We start from the raw sequence: 19,216 nt of genomic DNA on the forward strand, positions 1-19,216 counted from the left end.
TATATACGGCTTTACGACTGTGCTTCGCCGATCAGATCGCGCACGGCGTCGAGCAGGGTTTGATCGTGAAAACTGCCCTTTGCCAGATAATAATCCGCGCCGGCGTCGAGCCCCCGCTGCCGGTCTTCCGCGCGATCCTTGTACGAGACGATCATGACCGGCGTGTCGCGCAGATGCGGGTCGCGCCGGATCAGCGCCACAAGTTCGATGCCATCGAGCCGCGGCATGTCGATGTCCGTGATCACCAGGTCGAAGCGATCCCCGCGCACCGCGTTCCAGCCGTCCATGCCATCGACGGCAATGGTGACGTCGTAACCACGGCCGGCAAGCAGCTTGCGCTCAAGCTCACGGACGGTCAGCGAATCATCGACCACGAGCACGCGCTTTTTCGGCGTCGCAACCGCGCGCGCCGTGCCCGCCGAAACGCGGCCGAGTTCGCCATCGACGACTAGTTTTTCAACCGCGCGCAGCCAGTCGTCGAGATCGGCGATCAGGAGCGGATCGCCGTTCTCCATCAGCGCGCCCGCCGCGATGCTCGGCACCTTGCCGAGGCGCTTGTCGAGCGGCTGCACGACCAGCATGCGCTCGCCCAGGAAGCGGTCGACCACCACGCCGTAACTCGCCGCGCCCTGCCCGATCACGACCACGTTGAGCGTCTCGCTGACCGTGCTGAACGTGCCGGAGCGCAGGATCTGGTGCGCCGTGACAATGCCCAGGCGCCGGCCTTCGAACTCGAAATGCTGATGACCTTCGAGCAGATCGATCGATGCACGCGGCAACACGAGCGTGCGCGCGACGTGGGCGAGCGGCAGGCCGTACGGTTCGCCATCGACTTCCACGATCAGGCTGCGGATCACCGACAGAGTGAGCGGCAGTTGCATCGTAAAGCGCGTGCCGGCGAGTTCTTCCTGGGCGACGCGCAAGGTTCCGCGGACCTGGCGCACAACGTCGTGGACCGCGTCGAGGCCGACGCCGCGGCCGGAGACGTCGGTGACGGTATCGCGCATCGAAAAGCCGGGGAGGAACAGGAATTCGAGCAATTCCGCTTCCGACAAACGCGCGGCCGTCGCTTCGTTCGACAAGCGTTTCTGCACGATCGCCCGGCGCAGCGCAGGCAGATCGACGCCGCCGCCGTCATCGCTCACGCTGATGAAAAGCGCGCCCGCGCTGTGGCGCGCTTCCAGCGTGATCGTGCCCTCGGGCGGCTTGCCGAGCGCGCGGCGCAGCGACGGCGCCTCGATGCCGTGATCCACGGCGTTGCGCAGCAAGTGGCCGAGCGGCGCTTCGAGCATGTCGAGAATGTCGCGATCCACTTCGGTGGCTTCGCCCGCGATCACGAGGCGCACCTGTTTGTCGAGCGAACGCGCGACGTCGCGGACCATGCGCGCGAAACCGCCGGTGGCATCGACGAAAGGACGCATCCGGCATTCGAGCGCTTCGTCGTAGAGCTGCTGCGAAAGATGCGTCGTGCGGCGATCGTAGTTTTCGAGCTCGGCCAGACGCTCGCCCAACTGGCGCTGCGCTTCGGCGTTCAGGCGGCGGATCTCGTCGAGTGCGGCGAGCGTGCGGACATCGAGCGCGGCCGTCGGCGTGACAGTTGCAGCCGACGTTGTACTCGTGCTGCGCGACGATTCCGTCAGCGATTCATGCAGGAAATCGAGTGCGCGACTGGCATCGCGCTGAATGCGCTTCACGCGCAGCATGGATTGCGCAAACGGCTTGAGCCAGCGTGATTCGACCAGCGATTCGCCCGAATGGCTGAGCAGCCGGTCGAGGGTTTCGGTGCGAACGCGCAGCATTCGGGTCGATTCGCGTTGCTCGGCGGCCGACCAGACAGGGAGCGGGCGCGCGGATTCGGACGCCGGCGCTGGCGATGGCGTCTCTTCAGGCAGCGGAGCCGCGAGCGTCAATTCCTTCGATAAATCGAAGAAATCATCGGATGTTGGCGGATCGAAGGCCGCCCCGGCCGACTCGACCGGCTCGCCGTTCATCCGTGCATTCAGTTCGTCGACAAACGCATCGGCGTCGGCCTGCGGCACGGTTTCGTCGCCGGAAGCCTGGCCAATGCGCACGATCAGATCGACGCCCGCCAGCAGCACATCGATCATGGCGGCGTCCACGTTCACGCGGCCCTGCTGCGCGCCGACGAAACAATCCTCCATCACGTGCGCGAGGCTCACGCCGACCGGCACGCCGACAATGCGCGCCGCGCCCTTCAGCGAATGCGCGGCGCGCATGCACGCTTCGAGCGTCACCGGATCGCGCGGCGCACGTTCGAGCGCAAGCAGGCCGTCGCTCAGGATTTGCGCCTGCGTGCGCGCTTCCTCGCGGAACAAATCGACGAGCGAAGCGCCGCTCATGTCAGGCTCCGGTTCAAGGTTTCGAAGAGCTTGGCGGCATCGAGCAAACCGACCGTCACGCCCTTCCACGCCGTCACGGCGATCGCGTGCGAAGCCGACATGCTTGCAATCGTCGCGGGAACTTCCTGGAAATCGGCGCGCGCAAATCGATGCACGCCATCGACGGCATCGACGGGAAACACGATCGGGTTCGCGAAATCGCCTCGTGGCGCACCATCGGCGGCAGGTTCGACGACCAGCAGGCGCGCGAGATCGCGTGCGTCCACGACTTGCTGCGCGGCGTCGCGCCGACCGTCCTGCGCAAACTCCGATGCAATCCCGAACAACCGTGCGAGCGACGCGCAAACCAGCAACGCGCCACGAATGTTCACCACGCCGAGCACCGCCCGATGACGCCGGTGCGGCAGCGAATGGATCGGCCGCATTTGCGCGACTTGCTGGAAGATCGCCGTGGGCAAGCCGAGCCATTCTTCGCCGATGCGAAACACGAGCCACGAGGTGGTGTCGGCTTCGCGAACGACGTGGCCGGGGAGCGAATGCAGCGGCTCGCGTTCGCGATCGATATCGACAGCCTGCTCGCGGTCGAGCACGCGCGCGGCGGCGGCATCGTGCACCGGGCAATTGCGGCAATGGATATAGCCGGCAAGACGCGTGCACGAGCCGTCGCCCCGCACGCCGATACGGTTCCAGCAATCATCGATCTGACCGGTTCGGGTTGCGTGCTGGAGTTCACTCATCGCGTTCCCCAGAAACGCGGCCCGCACGCGCCGCGCGCGCCAGCAACAACTGCGCGCCCGTGCGATCGCCTTCCAACCCGAGCACGGCGGCCAAGTGCGTCAACGCTTCACCATGTTCAGGATCGAGATACAGCGCGCGTTTGTAGTGGCCGCGCGCTTCGGTTTGCGCGCCTTGTGCATCGGCGATCACGCCCAGCAGGTAATACGCGTCCGCGCTCGACGGATTGTCCGCGAGATACGCGCGAGTCGCGGCGGCAGCTTCCGGCAACGACCCGGAGTTTGCGAGCGCGTGAGCTTGATGGAGCGTGCCCTGAGGTCCGGCAGCTGGTCTGGCCGCGGGCTGCGGTTCGTTCTTCGCAGCGGGCGCTGACCCTGACGCCGGACGATTTTCGTTCGTCTGGGAACCGCCCAGCAACGAACCCGCGCGCGATGCAAACGCGTTCGCCGCCGCCAAGCTGGCGCTCGTGGAAGCACTTCTTGGCGCAACACGATTCGCCGTTATTCCCAAGTCCTCTTCCGCCTTCGCGATCGCCGAATACAACGCCCGCGTTTTTGCGTCTTTCAGACGTGTATCGTCGATCGATGTCAGGCCGTTTTCCGGTCTCCGGAACGCGAACGCCAGCGCGAGTTTCGCCGACGTCATGCCTTCACGCATCATCAACCCGGTTTCCGCCGGCCCGACAAACAGCGTTGCGCCCGGCGCGAGAAGATCGTCGAGCACACGCACCGCGGCGCGCTGCATGTCGCGATCGAAGTAAATGAGGACATTGCGGCAAAACACGAAATCGAACGGCTCGAACGCCCGGGTGTCGAGCTTGAGCAAATTCGCCTGCCGGAAGCGCACGCGCTCGGCGACATCGGGGGAAAGACGCCAGTAATCGCCCGACGGCTTGAAATGCCGGTCCCGGAATCCGAGCGCGCGGCTTCGGAACGCGTTGCTGCCGTAACGCGCCTGGCGAGCGATATCGAGCGCGTGATGGCTGATATCGATTGCATCGATGGTGAAACGCTCCGGCGCAAATCCCGCGTCGAGCATGGCCATGGCGATGGTGTACGCCTCCTCGCCCGTGGAGCACGGCATGCTGAGAATGCGCAGCGGCCTGGACGGTTGATCGGCGAGCCGCGTGCGCGCGAGCGTCACCAGCGCGTTGAACGCCTCGCTATCGCGGAAAAACCACGTCTCCGGCACGACCACCGACTCGATCAATGCCTGCAGCAACTGCGGCGAGCCGTTCAAGGCGATCCAGAAATCGTCGATATGCTCCTCAGTAACCAACGCTGCCGACGCTGCCGACGCTGCCGACGATCCTGCATTGGCAACGCGCCACGCGGCGAGACGATCCGAGACGGCGCGCTCGATAGCGTTATCGCCGATAGACGCCGCATCCAGCCCGATCGTCCGATGCAGCAACGCCGCGAAGCGCGCGATCTGTGCACGGGAAAGCGGCTCGCGCACGCTTTCGTGGAGCGCGTCGAGCGCGCGGCGGGTCGGCCCGGAGATAAGGCTGTGTTTCACGCCGCGCTCTCCGCAAAGAGTTGCGCCTGGACCGGCGCGGGCAACACATGTTCGATGCGAACCCACTGCACGAGGCCTTCCGCGTCCCGTGCAATCGGTCCGAGATAGCGCGCATCCGTCGCTTCGACGCCCGCGTGGCCGAACGCGCTGGCATCGAGGGAAAGCGTGCGGGTCGCGCGTTCCAGCAAGATTCCAAGCCGTCGCGGCTCCACGCCCGTGCTGCTTTTGTGCGGGTAATACACCAGCGCAAGGCGCGTGGACAACCGTTCATGCGAACGGCGCCCGAGCGCGAGCGCGGCCAGATCGATGACCGGCACCGGCGCGCCTTCGTACTCGAAAATGCCAGCCACCCACGCGGGAACGCCCGGCATGACCTTCAGCGGCGCGAGCGGCAACACGCGCTCGATCTGCGAACTGTCGAGCACGTAGCGGTCTTGATCGAGTGTGAACTGGACGAAGAGCATGATTATTCGGGCCGATCAGGCCGTCGCGACCTTGAAACGCGATACACCCGTGCGCAGGCCGTTGGCGGTGTGCGTCAGGTCGTCGATGGCTTGCGTCGATTGCCGTAGCGACTCGGCCGTCTGCTGCGCGGCCTCGGACAATTGCGCGAGCGCCTGCGTGATCTGGTCGGCGCCGGTCGCCTGCGTCTGCATGCCTTCGTTGACCATCACGAAACGCGGCGCGAGGGTCTGAACCTGCATGATGATCTGCGACAACTGGCCGCCGACCTGCTGGACGTCGGTCATGCCGCGACGCACTTCTTCCGAGAACTTGTCCATGCCCATCACGCCGGCGGCAACCGCTGACTGGATCTCCTTCACCATCTGTTCAATATCGAAAGTCGCGACCGCTGTCTGATCTGCAAGACGGCGGATTTCGGTCGCGACGACCGCGAAACCGCGCCCGTATTCGCCAGCCTTCTCCGCTTCGATAGCCGCGTTCAGCGACAGCAGATTGGTCTGGTCGGCGACCTTCGTAATGGTGGCGACCACCTGATTGATGTTACTCGCGCGCTCGTTGAGAATCGCGAGCTTGCCGTTCACCGAACCCGCCGCTTCCATCACGAGACGCATGGTGTCTTCCATGCGCGTCAAGCCGATCTGGCCCGTGCCGGCCAGTTGCGCCGATTGTTCCGCGACGCCGGAGACTTCGTTCATGGTGCGGACGAGGTCGCGCGAGGTCGCAAAAATTTCCCGCGACGTCGCGCCGATCTCCGTGGTCGTCGCCGCTGTTTCGCTCGCCGTGGCTTGCTGTTCGCGCGCGGTCGCGGCGATTTCGGCCACCGATGTTGTCACCTGAACCGCCGATTTCTGCGCTTGGCCGACCAGACCCGTCAGTTCGTCGGTCATGCGGTTGAAGCCCGTGCCGAGCGTGCCGAACTCATCGCCTCGATCGAGATGCAGGCGCTGCGAGAGATCGCCGGTACGCATTGCATCGACGACTTCGACCAGGCGCTGCATCGGGATGGTGATGGCTCTGAGCAGCAGGAAACCCGCCCAGGCTGCCACGACGAACGTCACGAGCAACACGACCAGCAAAGTGATCTCGGCTTTCGAGACCGATTGCCGGATGCTCTGCGCCGACTTGATCTGCTGCGCGTTGTTCAACTCGACCAGTTCGCGGATGGCGGTCCGGCCTGCTTCCCAGATTGGCGTGAGATGCGTGTTGAACGCCGTTGCGGCCGTGGCCTTCGATGTCCCGAGGTCCGCCAGAATCTGCGCCTGAACCGGCGCGTAGAGCGTGCGTTGCTGCTTGAAATCGTTGAAGATGCGCCGGTCTTCATCATCGAAAATCGTGGCCGCGTATTTGTCCATCAGCTTGTCGAGCGACTCCTTCGTCTCCGCCGCGCGCTGCGTGTCGCGCCGAATCTGGTCGGGCTCGGTATCGATATAAATCAGGCGCTGCGTCACCGTGTAGTTCTCGAACCAGGACGCGCGGATCGTCGTTGCGAGATACACGCCTGGCGAGGAATCGGCTTCCTGGCTGTGCGCATCACGATCGATATCGCTGAATAACGCGTACGAGACGACGGCCATCACCAGCATCAATGCCAGGATCACGCCAAAGCTCGCAAGAATTCGGTTTCGAATGGTCAACTGCTTCACGCATGAACCTTTTTTAGTAATGGCCGGGACGTGCGCACAAAGGCGACGGACGAAGAACGCCGGCGCAATTTTAAGACGGAAAACAAAATAACTTGCGGATTGATGCGGAGATTTGTCGGTTATCTGCTACCCGTGCTTGATCATGATCACATTGCGGCAATTTTTACGTTCGCAGGATCGACAAAACTTATGCACAGAAACTGGGGACCAGTCTGTTGACAAGATTCTGATAAACGCCGAAGGCCGTTGATTGGAAAGCGTTTTCAAGGCCCGCTTCAAAGTGATCGAAACGCATTTGCTGGCGAATAACTTGTGCACACAAGCTGTTGATGGCCCTGTGGACAAGCATGAGCTAATGTCCGCAAACCGTTGATTATCTTGTGAAATAGGTTGGCGATTCTTTTTGATACACGTTGACGGTCCCGAAGAAGCACATCGAACCACGAGCAAGTTATCCCCAGAAAATGTGCGCAGGGTTGTTGATAAGTGCGGGAATTGAAACCTAACCTGTTGTCGCAACACGTATTAATCAACGTGACTCGGAACGCTCTTTTTGTCGCGATCACATGGGTTTATCGAAGGCCGCCAGCGGGCCGCTTCGGCTTCGTCACCGGCAGCGGACCCGTGCGACGAACCTCGCCGCGAATGCGGGAAAGCAGGTCGTCGGCTTGATATCGTGCGTCGGCGGAAAGCTGATCGGCGACGGCGTCGAAAGCCGCATCGATGCGCAACAGCACGGCTTCGGCCTCCCCGCGCTTCAGGCCCAGCCGTTCGCCATACGCCACGAGTTGCTCGGGTACGGGAAACACTTTGGACTTGTTCAGGTTCAATGCCATGCGGCCATCGAGCGATGGATAGATGCCCGTGCAAACGACGTCGTAAATAGGCGAGAGACGGCGAGGTCCGGTCGGATCCGAATACAGGATGCCGATGTTTTTCATGTGGGCATCGCCGTCGCGAAGAAAGCACGACAATGCCACGCGCTCGAACAGCCGGGCCGCTTGCGCACGGAAATCCGCGCCCGTGTAGACCTCGACGGCGCGCGCGATCATCTCGTAACTGCCGCGATATTTTTCGTTGCCGGTCAGCACGCTCATGTCTTCGAACCCAAGCGCGTCGCCTTCCGGCGTGCGGTCGAAGCGTGCCATGACGAAAAGCAGGCCATCGTCGGACAGCCAGAAATCCGGCACCTCGAAGCCCGCTTCCCGCGCCACCGACATGCACAAGTATTCATTGCGCGCGATGCCCGGATAATCGTCGCCCTCCGACTTCACGATCACCGTCTTGAGCGGCAGCGTGGCGTGTGAATCGATATTGGCGGACTCCGGTTCTGCTGGAACCAGCGGCACGACAGTTTTCGGCTGCACGCCCGAGATGCCCGAGCCGAGCGCATATTTGCTCACGAGCCGCTCGAACAGTTGCCCCGATGGCGACGACAGCAGTTCGTCCAGCCGTTCGCCCTCGCCCTCCGGCACCGCCTCGCCGCGAAGCGCGTATGTGAGCCGTCCAATCTGGTTCCGGCCAGCGAGGAACAGTAGAAACATATCGCTCGGCGTGCCGAAACGGGCCAGCCGCTCTTCGATGATGTAGCGCAAGTAGCCTTCGGGCCGGTTCATCGCGAAGACGTTCATCAACGCGCCGCTGCTGTAGCTTTTGCGGCGCACCGGCATAGTCAGCGAGACGGCAGCACTCGCCGCGACATCGGCGTAATTGAACACAAACGTGCTTTCCTTCGCCAGCAACCCGGCGATGCCTTGCGGCGTGTGGACATCGAGTTGGCGAATGCTGTCGAAAAGCTTTTCGATATTAAAAACCGCGGCGGGCGTGTTCATTCCTCCTCCCGGAAGAAGAAATCGAGGTCCTCGTAGACCACGGTGTCTTTCGGGCGCAAGGTCAGGTCGTAACCCAGCGCGTTCGCCATTCTGCAGAATTCATGCAGGCCGACGTTCTGCGCGGTTTCCGCGTTCGTGATCGTGCGCCGCGACACGCCCGCGCGGTCCGCAAGCGCTTGCTGGTTCATGCGAATTTCGCGCCGAAGCGTACGGAGCTCGGCGGCTACTCGCTCTGCGTTATTGATAGGATCGGATTTTTTGCGCGTCATAATGCTCAATTATACCTATTATTATATTTATGAGCAGTATTTTACTCATTTTTCTAAGTAGTCAGCACTAAAAAAAACCCGTCTTTTTTGAGCAACATTCTGCGCATTAGAAATAAAAAAGCGGTGAATGCGCATCTTAACGCGCATTCACCGCTTAGAACTTCTAAAACGACTTTCGATTCAGCTTCCTCGATACGCCGCCGCACTTGCGGGCGTCGGCGCAACAGGCTGCGCCTTGCCGCCCTTCGCTTTTGCAGGTGCCGGTGCCGAAGCCGCTGCTGGATTCGACACACCCGGCTCCATATATCCCGGCGCGCCCTTCGCCTTCTGTTTTTGCCCGGGAGGCGGCGCCGATGGCGCCTGACGCATGTCCGCCAGCATCTGCGTGCACGGCAAGGGCTTGTTATTGCTTGGCGCGATCAACGGGATAAGCGCGGCAAACGGATTCAACAGTCCGAGCCCGACCGCGGCCGCGCCACGTGCCGCCAGCGCACCCGCATCCACGCCCACGTGCGGGTCCTTGAACGTGCCCTTTACATACAGCGGCGAGCGCAACGAAAACACCCGGAAACCCTTCGTGTGCGGATGGATGCCCAGGTTCATCTCCTCGGTTTTGAGGTTGATCGTGCCATCCATATTGATGACCGCGTCGTCGGTATCGAGGGCAAAAACGCGAGACTCGAGCACGCCATTAGTCGCCACGAAATCAGCGGCCGCGCAATTGATCTTCACATCGCGTTTGCCGAACAACTTCTCGTACACAGCGTTCGCCACGTTCAAACCCGCCGCTTCCATGTACAGGCGGCTGACGGTGCCATCGGTGATGAGCGTTTTGACTTCACCGTTCATCGTGCCGGCAAGCGCCGCCGGGGAATTGCCGGTTGCCGACAACGCGGCGTCGCCGTTCACCTCGCCCAAAGCCGATTGCATCGTCTTGACGGTTGGCAAGAGTTGCTTGAGTTTCAAGTGGCGAGCCGATGTCGAGAAGCGGCCCTTCAACGGAGCGCTGCTGCCGTCGAGGTGAATGTCCGATGACAACGTGCCACCCGCCACCCCAAACTTCAGCGGCTCGAACGACAGCACGCCATCCTTCATTACCACGTGCGTATAAAGGTCCGAGATCGGCAATGCCGGATCCTTGACGATCTTGCGGCCGGTGAATTTCACGTCGGCGTCGACGGCTTTCCATCGATCAGTCTTGAACTCTTCGGTCGGCAACGCTTTTGCAGAAGGCTGTTTCTCCGTTTCGCCACGCTTGGCTTTGTTCGCGTTGGAATCGGCGCCGATAACCGGTGCGAGATCCGAGAACTGCAACAGATTCGATACCAGTTCGCCCGAGAGCAATGGCCGCGGCTTGCGCCCCACGAACGTAAGCGAACCGTTCAGGTCGCTGCCGCCCACACGGCCGGTGAAGTTCTCATACTTGAAGACGTTGCCTTCCTCGCGGAACTGGCCGACGAGCCGCCCTTCGGTGGCGTAAGGCGGCGTGGTCGGCAGCGTCACACCAACGATCGGATACAAATGATCGAGGCTTACGCCCTGCAACCACAGGCGCAAATCGAGCGCGGCCAGATGCGCCGGGTCCGTAACGGTCCCGACAAACGCTATATGCGTATCGCCGATACGAACATCCGCCTGCACCGGGAACGGCCGCATGGCGTCCTGCAACGCGAGTACGCCGCCCACCTTGCCGTCGCCGGAAACCGGCACGCTGTTGTATTTGCCCTTGACCGACCAGCCGATGCCGTACGGCGGCACAGGCGGTTTCGGCGCGTTCTTGGTCGTGATGCTGTTGTTGGCCGAAACGCTCGCCGGATTGGGCGCGCTTGCGTTCGCCGCGGCCGCAGCCGAAGCCGCCGATGCCGCCGCTGCTTCCGATGCAGCAGCTTTATCGACTTGCTGATTGAGCTTGCTCGCGCCGCTCTTGCCGACGCGCTCAGCCGAGGATTTCTGCGATGCCGCTTCCTGTTGCTTCATCACATCGCCGATCGGGATCATCTGGCCGAGCGTATTCACGACCGCCTGCATGTCGGCTTTCGTGATTTCATCGGCGTAGGCGATATTGCCTTTATTCAACGCGATGTCATGCAACTGCAAGTTCCACGTGGAGGGTTCCGTGGATTGCTTGAACTTGAACGTCCAGTTGTTGCGGTTATCTTTCAGGCGTTCGAGATCGACCGACGGATTCACCAGGTTGATCGATGGAATCACGATATTGCGCGCCAGGAGCGGCAGGATCTCGACCTGGAAATCGATCTCGTCGAGCGTCGCGAAATACTTTTGCTTGGTCCAGTCCGGATTGGCGACCGTAATTTTTTCGGCGGAAAAACGGGGCCACGGAACCCATCGGCGCCAACCGGTTTCGTTCGGCGGACGTTGCCAGCCGACCTTGAGATCGCCCGTAATCTGAAACTCACGGCCGATCGCCTGCGAAACCTTGTCGTCAATCCATGGCCGGGCGCGATTCCAGTCGAAGGTCAGGAACACGATCACGAGCACGGCGATCACCACGATCAAAATCGCGACGATCCAACCGATTATTTTTCCGATTTTCCGGCCAACTGCCATCGTGGCATCCTCGTTTTTTCTGTTGAATAACGGGGTCAGCACATCGCGTGCCCGCAGAATCACGGGGCGAGATCCGTCTGCGGAATTGGTTCGCATCTCTTGCAAGCTCGCGCTAAGTCCGGTGCCTTATCATTGCGCTCAAATAACAAGCCCCGCCGTCGACTCAATGCCCACACAAGCTGAAACGCCCATGCTGCGCGCCATCGGACTCACGCGCCGCGATCCTGTGCGTAACATCACTCTCCTGCATCCCGCCCGTTTTGCGCTCGCTGCCGGGGATCGGGCGGTGATCACGGGACCGTCGGGATCGGGCAAAAGCGTGTTCCTGCGAGCGTTGGCGCTACTCGATCCCGTCGATGACGGTTTCATTCAATGGCGCGGCCAGCCGATCGCGCGCGGCGGCATTCCGTCTTACAGGCGCCGCGTGGCGTACATCGCGCAACGGCCCGCCATGCTCGACGGCAGCGTTGAAGACAACCTGCGTTATCCGTTCTCGCTGAAGGTTTATCGCGATGTGCGCTTTGATCGTGAGCGTGTGGTCGCGCTTGCGAACCGCGCCGGCCGCGAACCCGATTTTCTCGATAAACGCGCAAGCGACTTATCGGGCGGCGAAGCGCAGATCGCCGCGCTCATCCGCGTGCTGCAAGTCGACCCGGACATCCTTCTCCTCGATGAACCCACGGCTTCGCTCGATCCCGCCTCCGCGCTCGAAATCGAAGCGCTGGTCGCAGCGTGGTTCGCCGATGGCCGCGGCGAGCGCGCGAGCATCTGGGTATCGCACGATCCGGCGCAGGCGCAACGCGTGGGCGAACGTCAGCTCGTCATGACCGCCGGGGTGCTGGCATGAGCGGCTACCAGACGCTGAGTCTTTTCGATATCGGCATTGCCGCTGCGCTGATCGTGGTGAACGGCGTGTTGTCGGTGATGCTGAAGCTCGATCTCGAACGCAAGCTGGCGTGGGCGGCGGTGCGGACCGTCGTGCAGTTGCTGGCGATTGGCTACGTGCTCGGCTGGGTGTTCCAGTTCGCGCGATGGTACGTCGTGCTGCCGCTGATGGCGTTGATGACGCTGATCGCGGGATTGTCGGCATCGAATCGTGGACGGCGCACTTACGCCGGACAGCGTGCGGACAGCATCGTGTCGATCTGGGTAAGTTCGTGGCTCGTGGCGGCGGTGGGATTGTTCGTCGTGATCCGCATTCATCCGTGGTACGAACCGCAATACGCCATTCCTATTCTCGGGATGATTCTCGGCAATACGCTGACAGGCGTGTCGCTTGGCATCGAGCGGATGACGGAAGAGCTGACGGCGGGACGCGGCGTGGTCGAGATGTCGCTTGCGCTTGGCGCCACGCGCTGGGAAGCGGCGCAAGGTCCGGCGCGGCAAGCGGTGCGCGCGGGCATGATCCCGACGTTGAACCAGATGACCGTGGTCGGGCTTGTCAGTTTGCCAGGGATGATGACAGGCCAGGTGCTGGCCGGACAGTCGCCGTTGCAGGCGGTCCGGTACCAGATCGTGGTCATGTTTTTTATTGCGGCTTCTTCGGCGCTCGGGACAGTGGGCGCGGTGCTGCTGACTTATAGAAGGCTGTTTTCGGCGGAGCACCGGTTCATTGCATCGAAACTGATCGAACGGCAAACCAAGCGCAACTTCGGCGCTTAAGCGCCCCGCCGCGCGATGGTGTGAATCAGCGCCTCGAGCCGCGCGAAATTTACCGGCTTGGTCAAGTGATCGAGGAAGCCGGCTTCGCGGCATCGGCGGATATCTTCGTCCATGCCGTAACCCGTGATCGCAACCGATGGCTTGCCCGGCTGCAACTCGGTCCAGGCGCGCGCGACGTCGAGTCCGCTGCCGTCGGGCAGACCGATATCGCTGACGAGCAGATCGAAAATGTCGGATCGGGCGAACGACAGCGCTTCCGCCACGGTCGTCGCGACGGCGACCTGATGCCCGAGCACTTCCAGAACCTGCGCCATGGCGGAAGACGTGTATTCGTTGTCCTCGACCAGCAGCACTTTCAGCGATTGCACGATTTCATCGGGATCTTGGGTAGCGCTCGGCGATGCCTCGTCTTGGGCGCCCGCCTTGACGAGCGGCAGCGTCAGCGTGAAGCGCGCGCCCTTGTCGCGTCCGTCGCTCTGGGCGGTGAGCGTGCCGCCGTGCTTCAGCGCCAGCGTGCTGGCAATGGCCAGCCCCAGTCCCAGGCCGCCGAACGCGCGCGTGATGGAATCGTCGGCTTGTTCGAAGGCCGAGAAAATACGCGGCAACGCCTCGGCGCTGATGCCGATGCCGTTGTCCGTCACCGAGATCGCAATAGTCGATGTATCCGGATTCCACATCCGCACCGCAATACGTCCACCCTTGGGTGTGAATTTCACCGCGTTCTTCATCAGGTTCCAGACGATCTGCTGCAACCGGGCGGCATCGCCGAAAACCAGCGTGGAACTGGCGCCCAACGTGGTTTCCAGCGTCAGGCCTTTGCCGCGCAGATCGGATTCGGACATGTCGAGCGCGCTCGACATCAGCGTTTCCAGCACCACGTTCGCGAAATTCAGCGAAAGCTTGCCGCGCGCGATGCTGGTCAGATCCAGCAGATCGTCGATCAAACGCGCTTCCAGTTCCACGTTGCGCCGGATCAGCTCCAGCGTGGGCTGTGCTTCGGCGGGTAGCGTGTGGCGCATTTCGAGCAGCCGGACGGCCGCGACGATAGGCGTCAGCGGCGTGCGCAATTCGTGCGACAACACGGCGAGAAAGTGATCCTTCGCGCGATTGGCGGTCTCGGCCTGCTCCTTCGCGACGCGCAGGGCGTCGGCGGCCATGTGTTCTTCGGTGACATCGCGGATGATGGTCGAATAGCCGATCAGGTCGCCGGTGTCCGTACGAATCGCCGTCGTCACGCCAGACGCGAAGAACGAGCGTCCGTCCTTGCGCCACAACCACCGGTCGGCGCTGCCGCTGCCCTCGGCGCGCGCGGTCGCGAGTTCCCTGGCGAAGACATCGGCGTCGCGATCTTCCTGGCCGTAAAACACTTCGGCCGAGCGCCCCACGACGTCATGCGCGGCAAAACCCAGAATACGCTCCGATGCCGCGTTCCACGTCCGGATCCGGCCTTCCTGGTCGAGCGTGATGACGGCGTAATCCTTCAGTGCATCGACGAGCAGCCGGAAGTGCGTCTCGGTTTCCCGCAACGCCCGTTCGACGGCAATGCGTTGCTGACGCTCCGTGCTTTCTGTCAGCGCGCGGCGAACGACCGCGGGCAAGCGCTGCAGGCGCTGCTTGAGCACGTAGTCGGTGGCGCCCCGCTTGAGCATGTCGACGGCATGTTCCTCGCCGAGAACCCCCGAAACGAAGATGAACGGCGTATGCGGCGCGCGTTCTCGCGCGATTGCAAGCGCTTCGACGCCGGAGAAAACCGGCATGACGAAGTCGGCGAGGATCACATCGAAACCGGATGCCTCCAAAGCCGCGACGAAATCCTGTTCGGTATAGACAATCTGCACGTCGATCTTGTAGTCGGCGCGCTCCAACTGGCTCAGGGTCAGCTCCGCGTCGAGCGCGTTGTCTTCTACGAGAAGCAGGTGCAAAGGCTGCATGATCACGGCTCAGGCGAACCGGCGCGCGCAGCAAGGCGCCGGACGGACAATGTTGTGCGTGTATTTCAACGGGCGCGCGTAGGTAAGGATCATTCTGAAACCGTTTGACGGCGTACCCGCATGGAACCGGGCGGCGGTTCGTTCAGCACCGCCCAGAACACGCCCAGATCGGCAATGGCTTCAACGAACTCGTTGAATTCAACCGGCTTCACCACGTAAGCATTCACGCCGAGCGCATAACTGCGCACGAGGTCCTGTTCCTCACGCGACGACGTCAGCATCACCACGGGAATGGCCTTCAGCGCATCGCTCGTGCGAATGGTTTCGAGCACTTCGAGTCCATCGATTTTCGGCAGCTTCAGGTCAAGCAGGATGACCGCCGGGTTACCGGGGTTTCGTGTGCTCCAGTCGCCTTCGCAACGAAGGTAATCGATCGCTTCCTGACCGTCGCGCGCCACGATCACCTCGTTGGCGAGCTGGCTTTTATCGAGTGCGACGAGTGTCAGTTCGAGATCACTCGGATCGTCTTCCACAAGCAGAATGGGTTTCAGCATGGTCTGGTATTTGACTGAGTTTGAGCTCGCGCCCCGCAAGAGCGCATTCAACTGGACGACGGCGCCGGGCGAGCCTTGCGAAGTCTGCCTTCCCCCGGATCCGTCTTGAACACCTTGGGCAGCGAGAAATGGAACGCGGCGCCCTCACCTTCGCGCCCTTCGGCCCACGTCCGGCCGTCGTGCCGCTCGATGATCCGGCGCACGTTGGCAAGCCCGATGCCGGTGCCATCGAATTCTTCCGCACGATGCAGGCGCTGGAACACCCCGAACAGCTTGTTCACATATTTCATATTGAAGCCGACACCATTATCGCGCACGCTGACTATGTATTCGTCGGCTGTTGAATTGACCGACAGTTCGATTCTCGCCGATTCCCGGGTGCGCGTGTATTTCACGGCATTCGAGAACAGGTTGCGCAGCGCGATCTGCAGGAACGCCGGATCGCCGGTGACATGCGGCAACTCCGGGATGATCCATTCGACTTTTCGGTTCGCCGTTTCAGTGCCGAATTCCTGAATCACCGACTGCACGAGCTGATTGAGGTCGACTTGTACCGGACGCAGCGCCGCGCGGCCCATCTGCGAAAACGTCAGCAAATCATCGACGAGCACGCCCGCTAGCCGCGCCGAGTCCAGCATGTTGTTGAGAAAGCGTTTGCTGCGCTCTGAAAGCGTGTCGCCGTCGGTCTCGCGCAGCAAGTCGCCATATCCGGCGATGTGGCGTAACGGCGCGCGCAAGTCGTGCGACACCGAATACGAAAACGCTTCGAGTTCCTTGTTCGCACGCGTGAGCTCGTTCGCGAGTTCGGCCAGCTCTTCGGCGCGGCGCAACACAATATTAAGCATCGATGCACGAAATTCAGCCGCTATTTCAAGCTCCACCGGCCGCCAGTGCAGCGACCGGTTGCGCACGATTTCGAGCCACGGAGCGAAGTCCTTGCGCGGCGCGACGCTGCCATCCTGACTCGATACACGCTTGACCGGCTCCCCGGCCCACTTGATCGTGCGGGCAGCTTCCGGCCGGAACCAGATCACGTAATTGCGGAAGATCTGCGAGATAGGCACGGCGAGAATGCCGCTCGCGGTGTCGATGTGACGAGACGCGCGCGGCCATTCCTCGGCTAACGAATCGGTTGCATAGACGCCCTTCGTGCTCGATTCGAGCCACTGCGCAAGCGCGAGCACGGTCTCGGCATCCGGCGTTGCGCCCACGAGCGACACCTTGCCGTCCGCGATGATCGCCGCGCCCCGCGAGCCGGCAAAACACAGCAGGTCATCGGGCGCCGATTCCAGCCCCTCGCGATAATCATCGTGCTCGGAAAGCCTTGCGATCAGCCGCGACATCGTGCTGCGCAAGCTCAACAAATAATCCGCCTCGGCGCGTTCTTCCTTCGCCTCGATCTGCAGCGACAACAGCTGTCCGAGATGCTCGATCGCCATGCGCACTTCAAACGGCACGAGCCGCGCGTCGTGATCGTGGCAGGAAATCAGGCCCCATAGCTTTCCGCGCACCACGAGCGACACCGACATGGACGCAAACGTGCCCATGTTGCGCATGTATTCGAGATGGATCGGGGAGAAGCTGCGCAGCGACGTGTAAGTCAGATCCGGCGGACGGCCGGTGACAGGACTGAGCGGCGGAATGATTCGCGCGGGCTTCGCATTGACGTCCGCGACCAGCCGCACGCGCTGCTTGACGTACAGCGCGCGGGCCTGGCGGGGGATATCGGAGGCGGGGAACGTCTGGTTCAAAAACGATACGTAGCTGTCGTCCTTATGCTCGGCGAGAACGTGGCTGCGGCCTTCCTCGTCGAAGTTATAAAGAAGCACGCGGCCAAAACCGGTCATGCGGCGAACTTCGCTCACGGCGAGTTGCGCCAGCTCGTTCACCGTTTCCACGTCTTGCAGGCTGCGCGTGAAGGTGCGTACGAGCGGGTACATCGATGCAAATACATCCGCGCTCGAATGCCGCGCGATCTCCAGCTCGACGATCAGGTTGCCGTCGTGCCGATGAATGGTGATGTCGAACTCGGGTCCATCGACGGATGCGAGCGGACGTTCCTGCGTGTCCCCTGGCCGATAGAGCACGTTCTCCGCCACGCCGATGTAAAGCGGCGCCTCGTCAAGCTCCGTGCTCGCCACAGCCTGCGCAATTTGCGCCGTTGCTGCCGCGCCGAGGAGTGCATCGACGGGTTGACCCAGCAATTGTTCAACCGGTCCCGCGAGCACCGCGAAGTTTTCGCTTGCCTGGAGAATCGTGAGCGTGTCGGACAGGCACAGCAGATATCCGTGAGGCTGAATGCCTCCGGGAATATGAATGGGCTCGGCGTCACATTGTGCGTTGGCCGCGCCAGCCGCGAGAGTGAGCTGGCGAGCTTTCATGTCAGGCAGCGACGAAGAAGACGAGATGTCGCTGTCTGCGACGTGCGCGGTCGCGCTCAGGTTCGACGTTGGCTCGGATCCGCCGCTCATGCCGTTGCCCCGGAATCCGCCCGAACCGCGCCGAGCCAGTCGTGCAGGCCATCGAACGTGGCAATCGCGGCTTCGATCGCAATGTCGTATTGATCGCGTGGCACTTCGGCACTCGCCGTCTCGCGAAACGCATTCCACATGCTGCCGGTGCGCGCGCCGTAGCCTTCGAAATAGGCATTGCCCAGGCCCGGTTCGAGAGCAAACAATCGTGCGACATGCGGCGCTATGAAACGCCCGCCGAGCGTCGAGCCTTCCATGACATACATGGATCCAAACACACGACCGACTGTGTTCATCGATGGCAATCGGCACGCTCTAGGCGCTGTCTGGGCGCGAGTCGAGTCGCCGGTGAGAAACGTCAGGTCCGCTTCGAGAAGCGCCGCTTTCCGGCGTGCATCGAAAAACGGCCGGAGATGCGCCGGCACGGAATGGGCCGCAGCCTCTTCCCATGGCGCGACGTAGCCGTAAAAGCCGTCGAGCAGCGCGACGTATTCTTCGCGCGGCCACTCGGGACGCATCAGGTCGAGCGCGTTTTCAAGCCGGGTATGACTCTCGGCGGTTGCGGTTTTCAGAAGGGACAGAAGATCGTATTGCATGGTCCGTTCATGGTTTTCACATGGGTTTGCGGCGCATTGGCCAACGTCGCTAGAGCGACGATGCAAGAGACACGCAGCCAGGCAGCGGACACCTCTATGCAAATGCAGGATCGGTTTTCGTACGCGGGGAAATCGGCAAAAACTACCTTCGTCCGAATTTCACTACTTCGAAAAAGGTAGGAATAACTTCAGCGACCTTCCGCAAGCGCCTTTACCACCTTGGCTTACGCGCGGTCGCACCGATTTTCGATACCGCGCGCCCATTCTACGCAAGAGGCGCTTTATTGACCACGGGCAGCAATCTCCCGCCAATCCGATCAAGGCTTTCGCGGACTGCTGGTGTTCGTGTTTCCATCGGCTTGCGTACGCTCCTGATAATCCGCGCCGCCCCGGCGATCCGTGTCTTCGAGGCCGCGCTCCAGATCCTCGTGCGCCTGTTCACCGACCTTGCGCGGCTCGCCGTCGTCCTGCGAGGCGGGACTTTCATCGGCTTCGTGCGGCAGGGACGGCTCCTGATCATCGCCGTGTTGGCTTTCGAGTTCGCGGCCGCCGTCCGTGGGACCGGTGCGCATGGTTTCATCGTGGGATGGCTTGCTTTGCTGCGTCATAACA

Annotated in this window: 15 protein-coding genes; 2 read left to right on the forward strand and 13 right to left on the reverse strand. The window is 62.0% G+C overall.

Annotated elements, in window-relative coordinates; translation table 11 throughout:
• Positions 1-11 precede the first annotated feature (11 nt).
• The 8 genes from ASG35_RS05360 to ASG35_RS05395 all read right to left on the reverse strand — a co-directional run bounded on the left by ASG35_RS05360 (position 12) and on the right by ASG35_RS05395 (position 11,390).
• Complete coding sequence (locus ASG35_RS05360) at positions 12-2,360, reverse strand: hybrid sensor histidine kinase/response regulator (protein WP_056353623.1); 2,349 nt, start codon at positions 2,358-2,360, stop codon at positions 12-14.
• A complete protein-coding gene (locus ASG35_RS05365) occupies positions 2,357-3,097 on the reverse strand; it encodes a chemotaxis protein CheW (protein WP_056353856.1) in 741 nt (246 codons plus the stop codon). Before ASG35_RS05365 ends, ASG35_RS05360 begins: the two co-directional genes overlap by 4 nt.
• Complete coding sequence (locus ASG35_RS05370; RefSeq protein ID WP_235527452.1) at positions 3,090-4,613, reverse strand: CheR family methyltransferase; 1,524 nt, start codon at positions 4,611-4,613, stop codon at positions 3,090-3,092. Before ASG35_RS05370 ends, ASG35_RS05365 begins: the two co-directional genes overlap by 8 nt.
• Positions 4,610-5,077 carry a chemotaxis protein CheW gene (locus ASG35_RS05375; RefSeq protein ID WP_056353626.1) on the reverse strand — a complete coding sequence of 156 codons (468 nt, stop codon included), beginning with the start codon at positions 5,075-5,077 and terminating at the stop codon, positions 4,610-4,612. The genes ASG35_RS05370 and ASG35_RS05375 overlap by 4 nt, the downstream gene beginning before the upstream one ends.
• 15 nt (positions 5,078-5,092) lie before the next feature.
• Entirely contained in the window at positions 5,093-6,721 is a 1,629-nt protein-coding gene (locus ASG35_RS05380; RefSeq protein ID WP_056353630.1) for a methyl-accepting chemotaxis protein, read from the reverse strand.
• Between the two features lie 572 nt (positions 6,722-7,293).
• Positions 7,294-8,553, reverse strand: coding sequence for a type II toxin-antitoxin system HipA family toxin (locus tag ASG35_RS05385; protein WP_056353633.1), 1,260 nt, complete (start codon positions 8,551-8,553; stop codon positions 7,294-7,296).
• Entirely contained in the window at positions 8,550-8,822 is a 273-nt protein-coding gene (locus ASG35_RS05390) for a helix-turn-helix transcriptional regulator (protein ID WP_056353636.1), read from the reverse strand. The genes ASG35_RS05385 and ASG35_RS05390 overlap by 4 nt, the downstream gene beginning before the upstream one ends.
• 180 nt (positions 8,823-9,002) lie before the next feature.
• Positions 9,003-11,390 carry an AsmA family protein gene (locus ASG35_RS05395; protein ID WP_056353639.1) on the reverse strand — a complete coding sequence of 796 codons (2,388 nt, stop codon included), beginning with the start codon at positions 11,388-11,390 and terminating at the stop codon, positions 9,003-9,005.
• 166 nt (positions 11,391-11,556) lie between these two features.
• Between ASG35_RS05395 and ASG35_RS05400 the strand changes: the two genes are divergently transcribed.
• Positions 11,557-12,237 (forward strand): ABC transporter ATP-binding protein, encoded by a 681-nt coding sequence (locus tag ASG35_RS05400; RefSeq protein WP_056353642.1) that lies wholly within the window; start codon positions 11,557-11,559, stop codon positions 12,235-12,237.
• Complete coding sequence (locus ASG35_RS05405; protein WP_056353645.1) at positions 12,234-13,052, forward strand: ABC transporter permease; 819 nt, start codon at positions 12,234-12,236, stop codon at positions 13,050-13,052. Before ASG35_RS05400 ends, ASG35_RS05405 begins: the two co-directional genes overlap by 4 nt.
• Here the strand turns inward: ASG35_RS05405 and ASG35_RS05410 are convergent.
• The 5 genes from ASG35_RS05410 to ASG35_RS05430 form a co-directional block, all read right to left on the reverse strand.
• Positions 13,049-14,983 carry a hybrid sensor histidine kinase/response regulator gene (locus ASG35_RS05410; RefSeq protein WP_056353649.1) on the reverse strand — a complete coding sequence of 645 codons (1,935 nt, stop codon included), beginning with the start codon at positions 14,981-14,983 and terminating at the stop codon, positions 13,049-13,051. The two genes, ASG35_RS05405 and ASG35_RS05410, sit on opposite strands and share 4 nt — an antisense overlap.
• Positions 14,984-15,072: 89 nt before the next feature.
• Positions 15,073-15,537, reverse strand: coding sequence for a response regulator (locus ASG35_RS05415; protein ID WP_056353862.1), 465 nt, complete (start codon positions 15,535-15,537; stop codon positions 15,073-15,075).
• Between the two features lie 47 nt (positions 15,538-15,584).
• Complete coding sequence (locus tag ASG35_RS05420; protein ID WP_082508234.1) at positions 15,585-18,008, reverse strand: ATP-binding protein; 2,424 nt, start codon at positions 18,006-18,008, stop codon at positions 15,585-15,587.
• The gene (locus ASG35_RS05425; RefSeq protein ID WP_056353652.1) at positions 18,005-18,604 is read right to left on the reverse strand and encodes a biliverdin-producing heme oxygenase; all 600 of its coding nucleotides are present in this window, start codon (positions 18,602-18,604) and stop codon (positions 18,005-18,007) included. Before ASG35_RS05425 ends, ASG35_RS05420 begins: the two co-directional genes overlap by 4 nt.
• Before the next feature lie 317 nt (positions 18,605-18,921).
• Positions 18,922-19,212 (reverse strand): hypothetical protein, encoded by a 291-nt coding sequence (locus ASG35_RS05430; RefSeq protein WP_056353655.1) that lies wholly within the window; start codon positions 19,210-19,212, stop codon positions 18,922-18,924.
• Positions 19,213-19,216: the final 4 nt, after the last annotated feature.

Source organism: Burkholderia sp. Leaf177, from assembly GCF_001424345.1.
GTDB lineage: Bacteria > Pseudomonadota > Gammaproteobacteria > Burkholderiales > Burkholderiaceae > Caballeronia.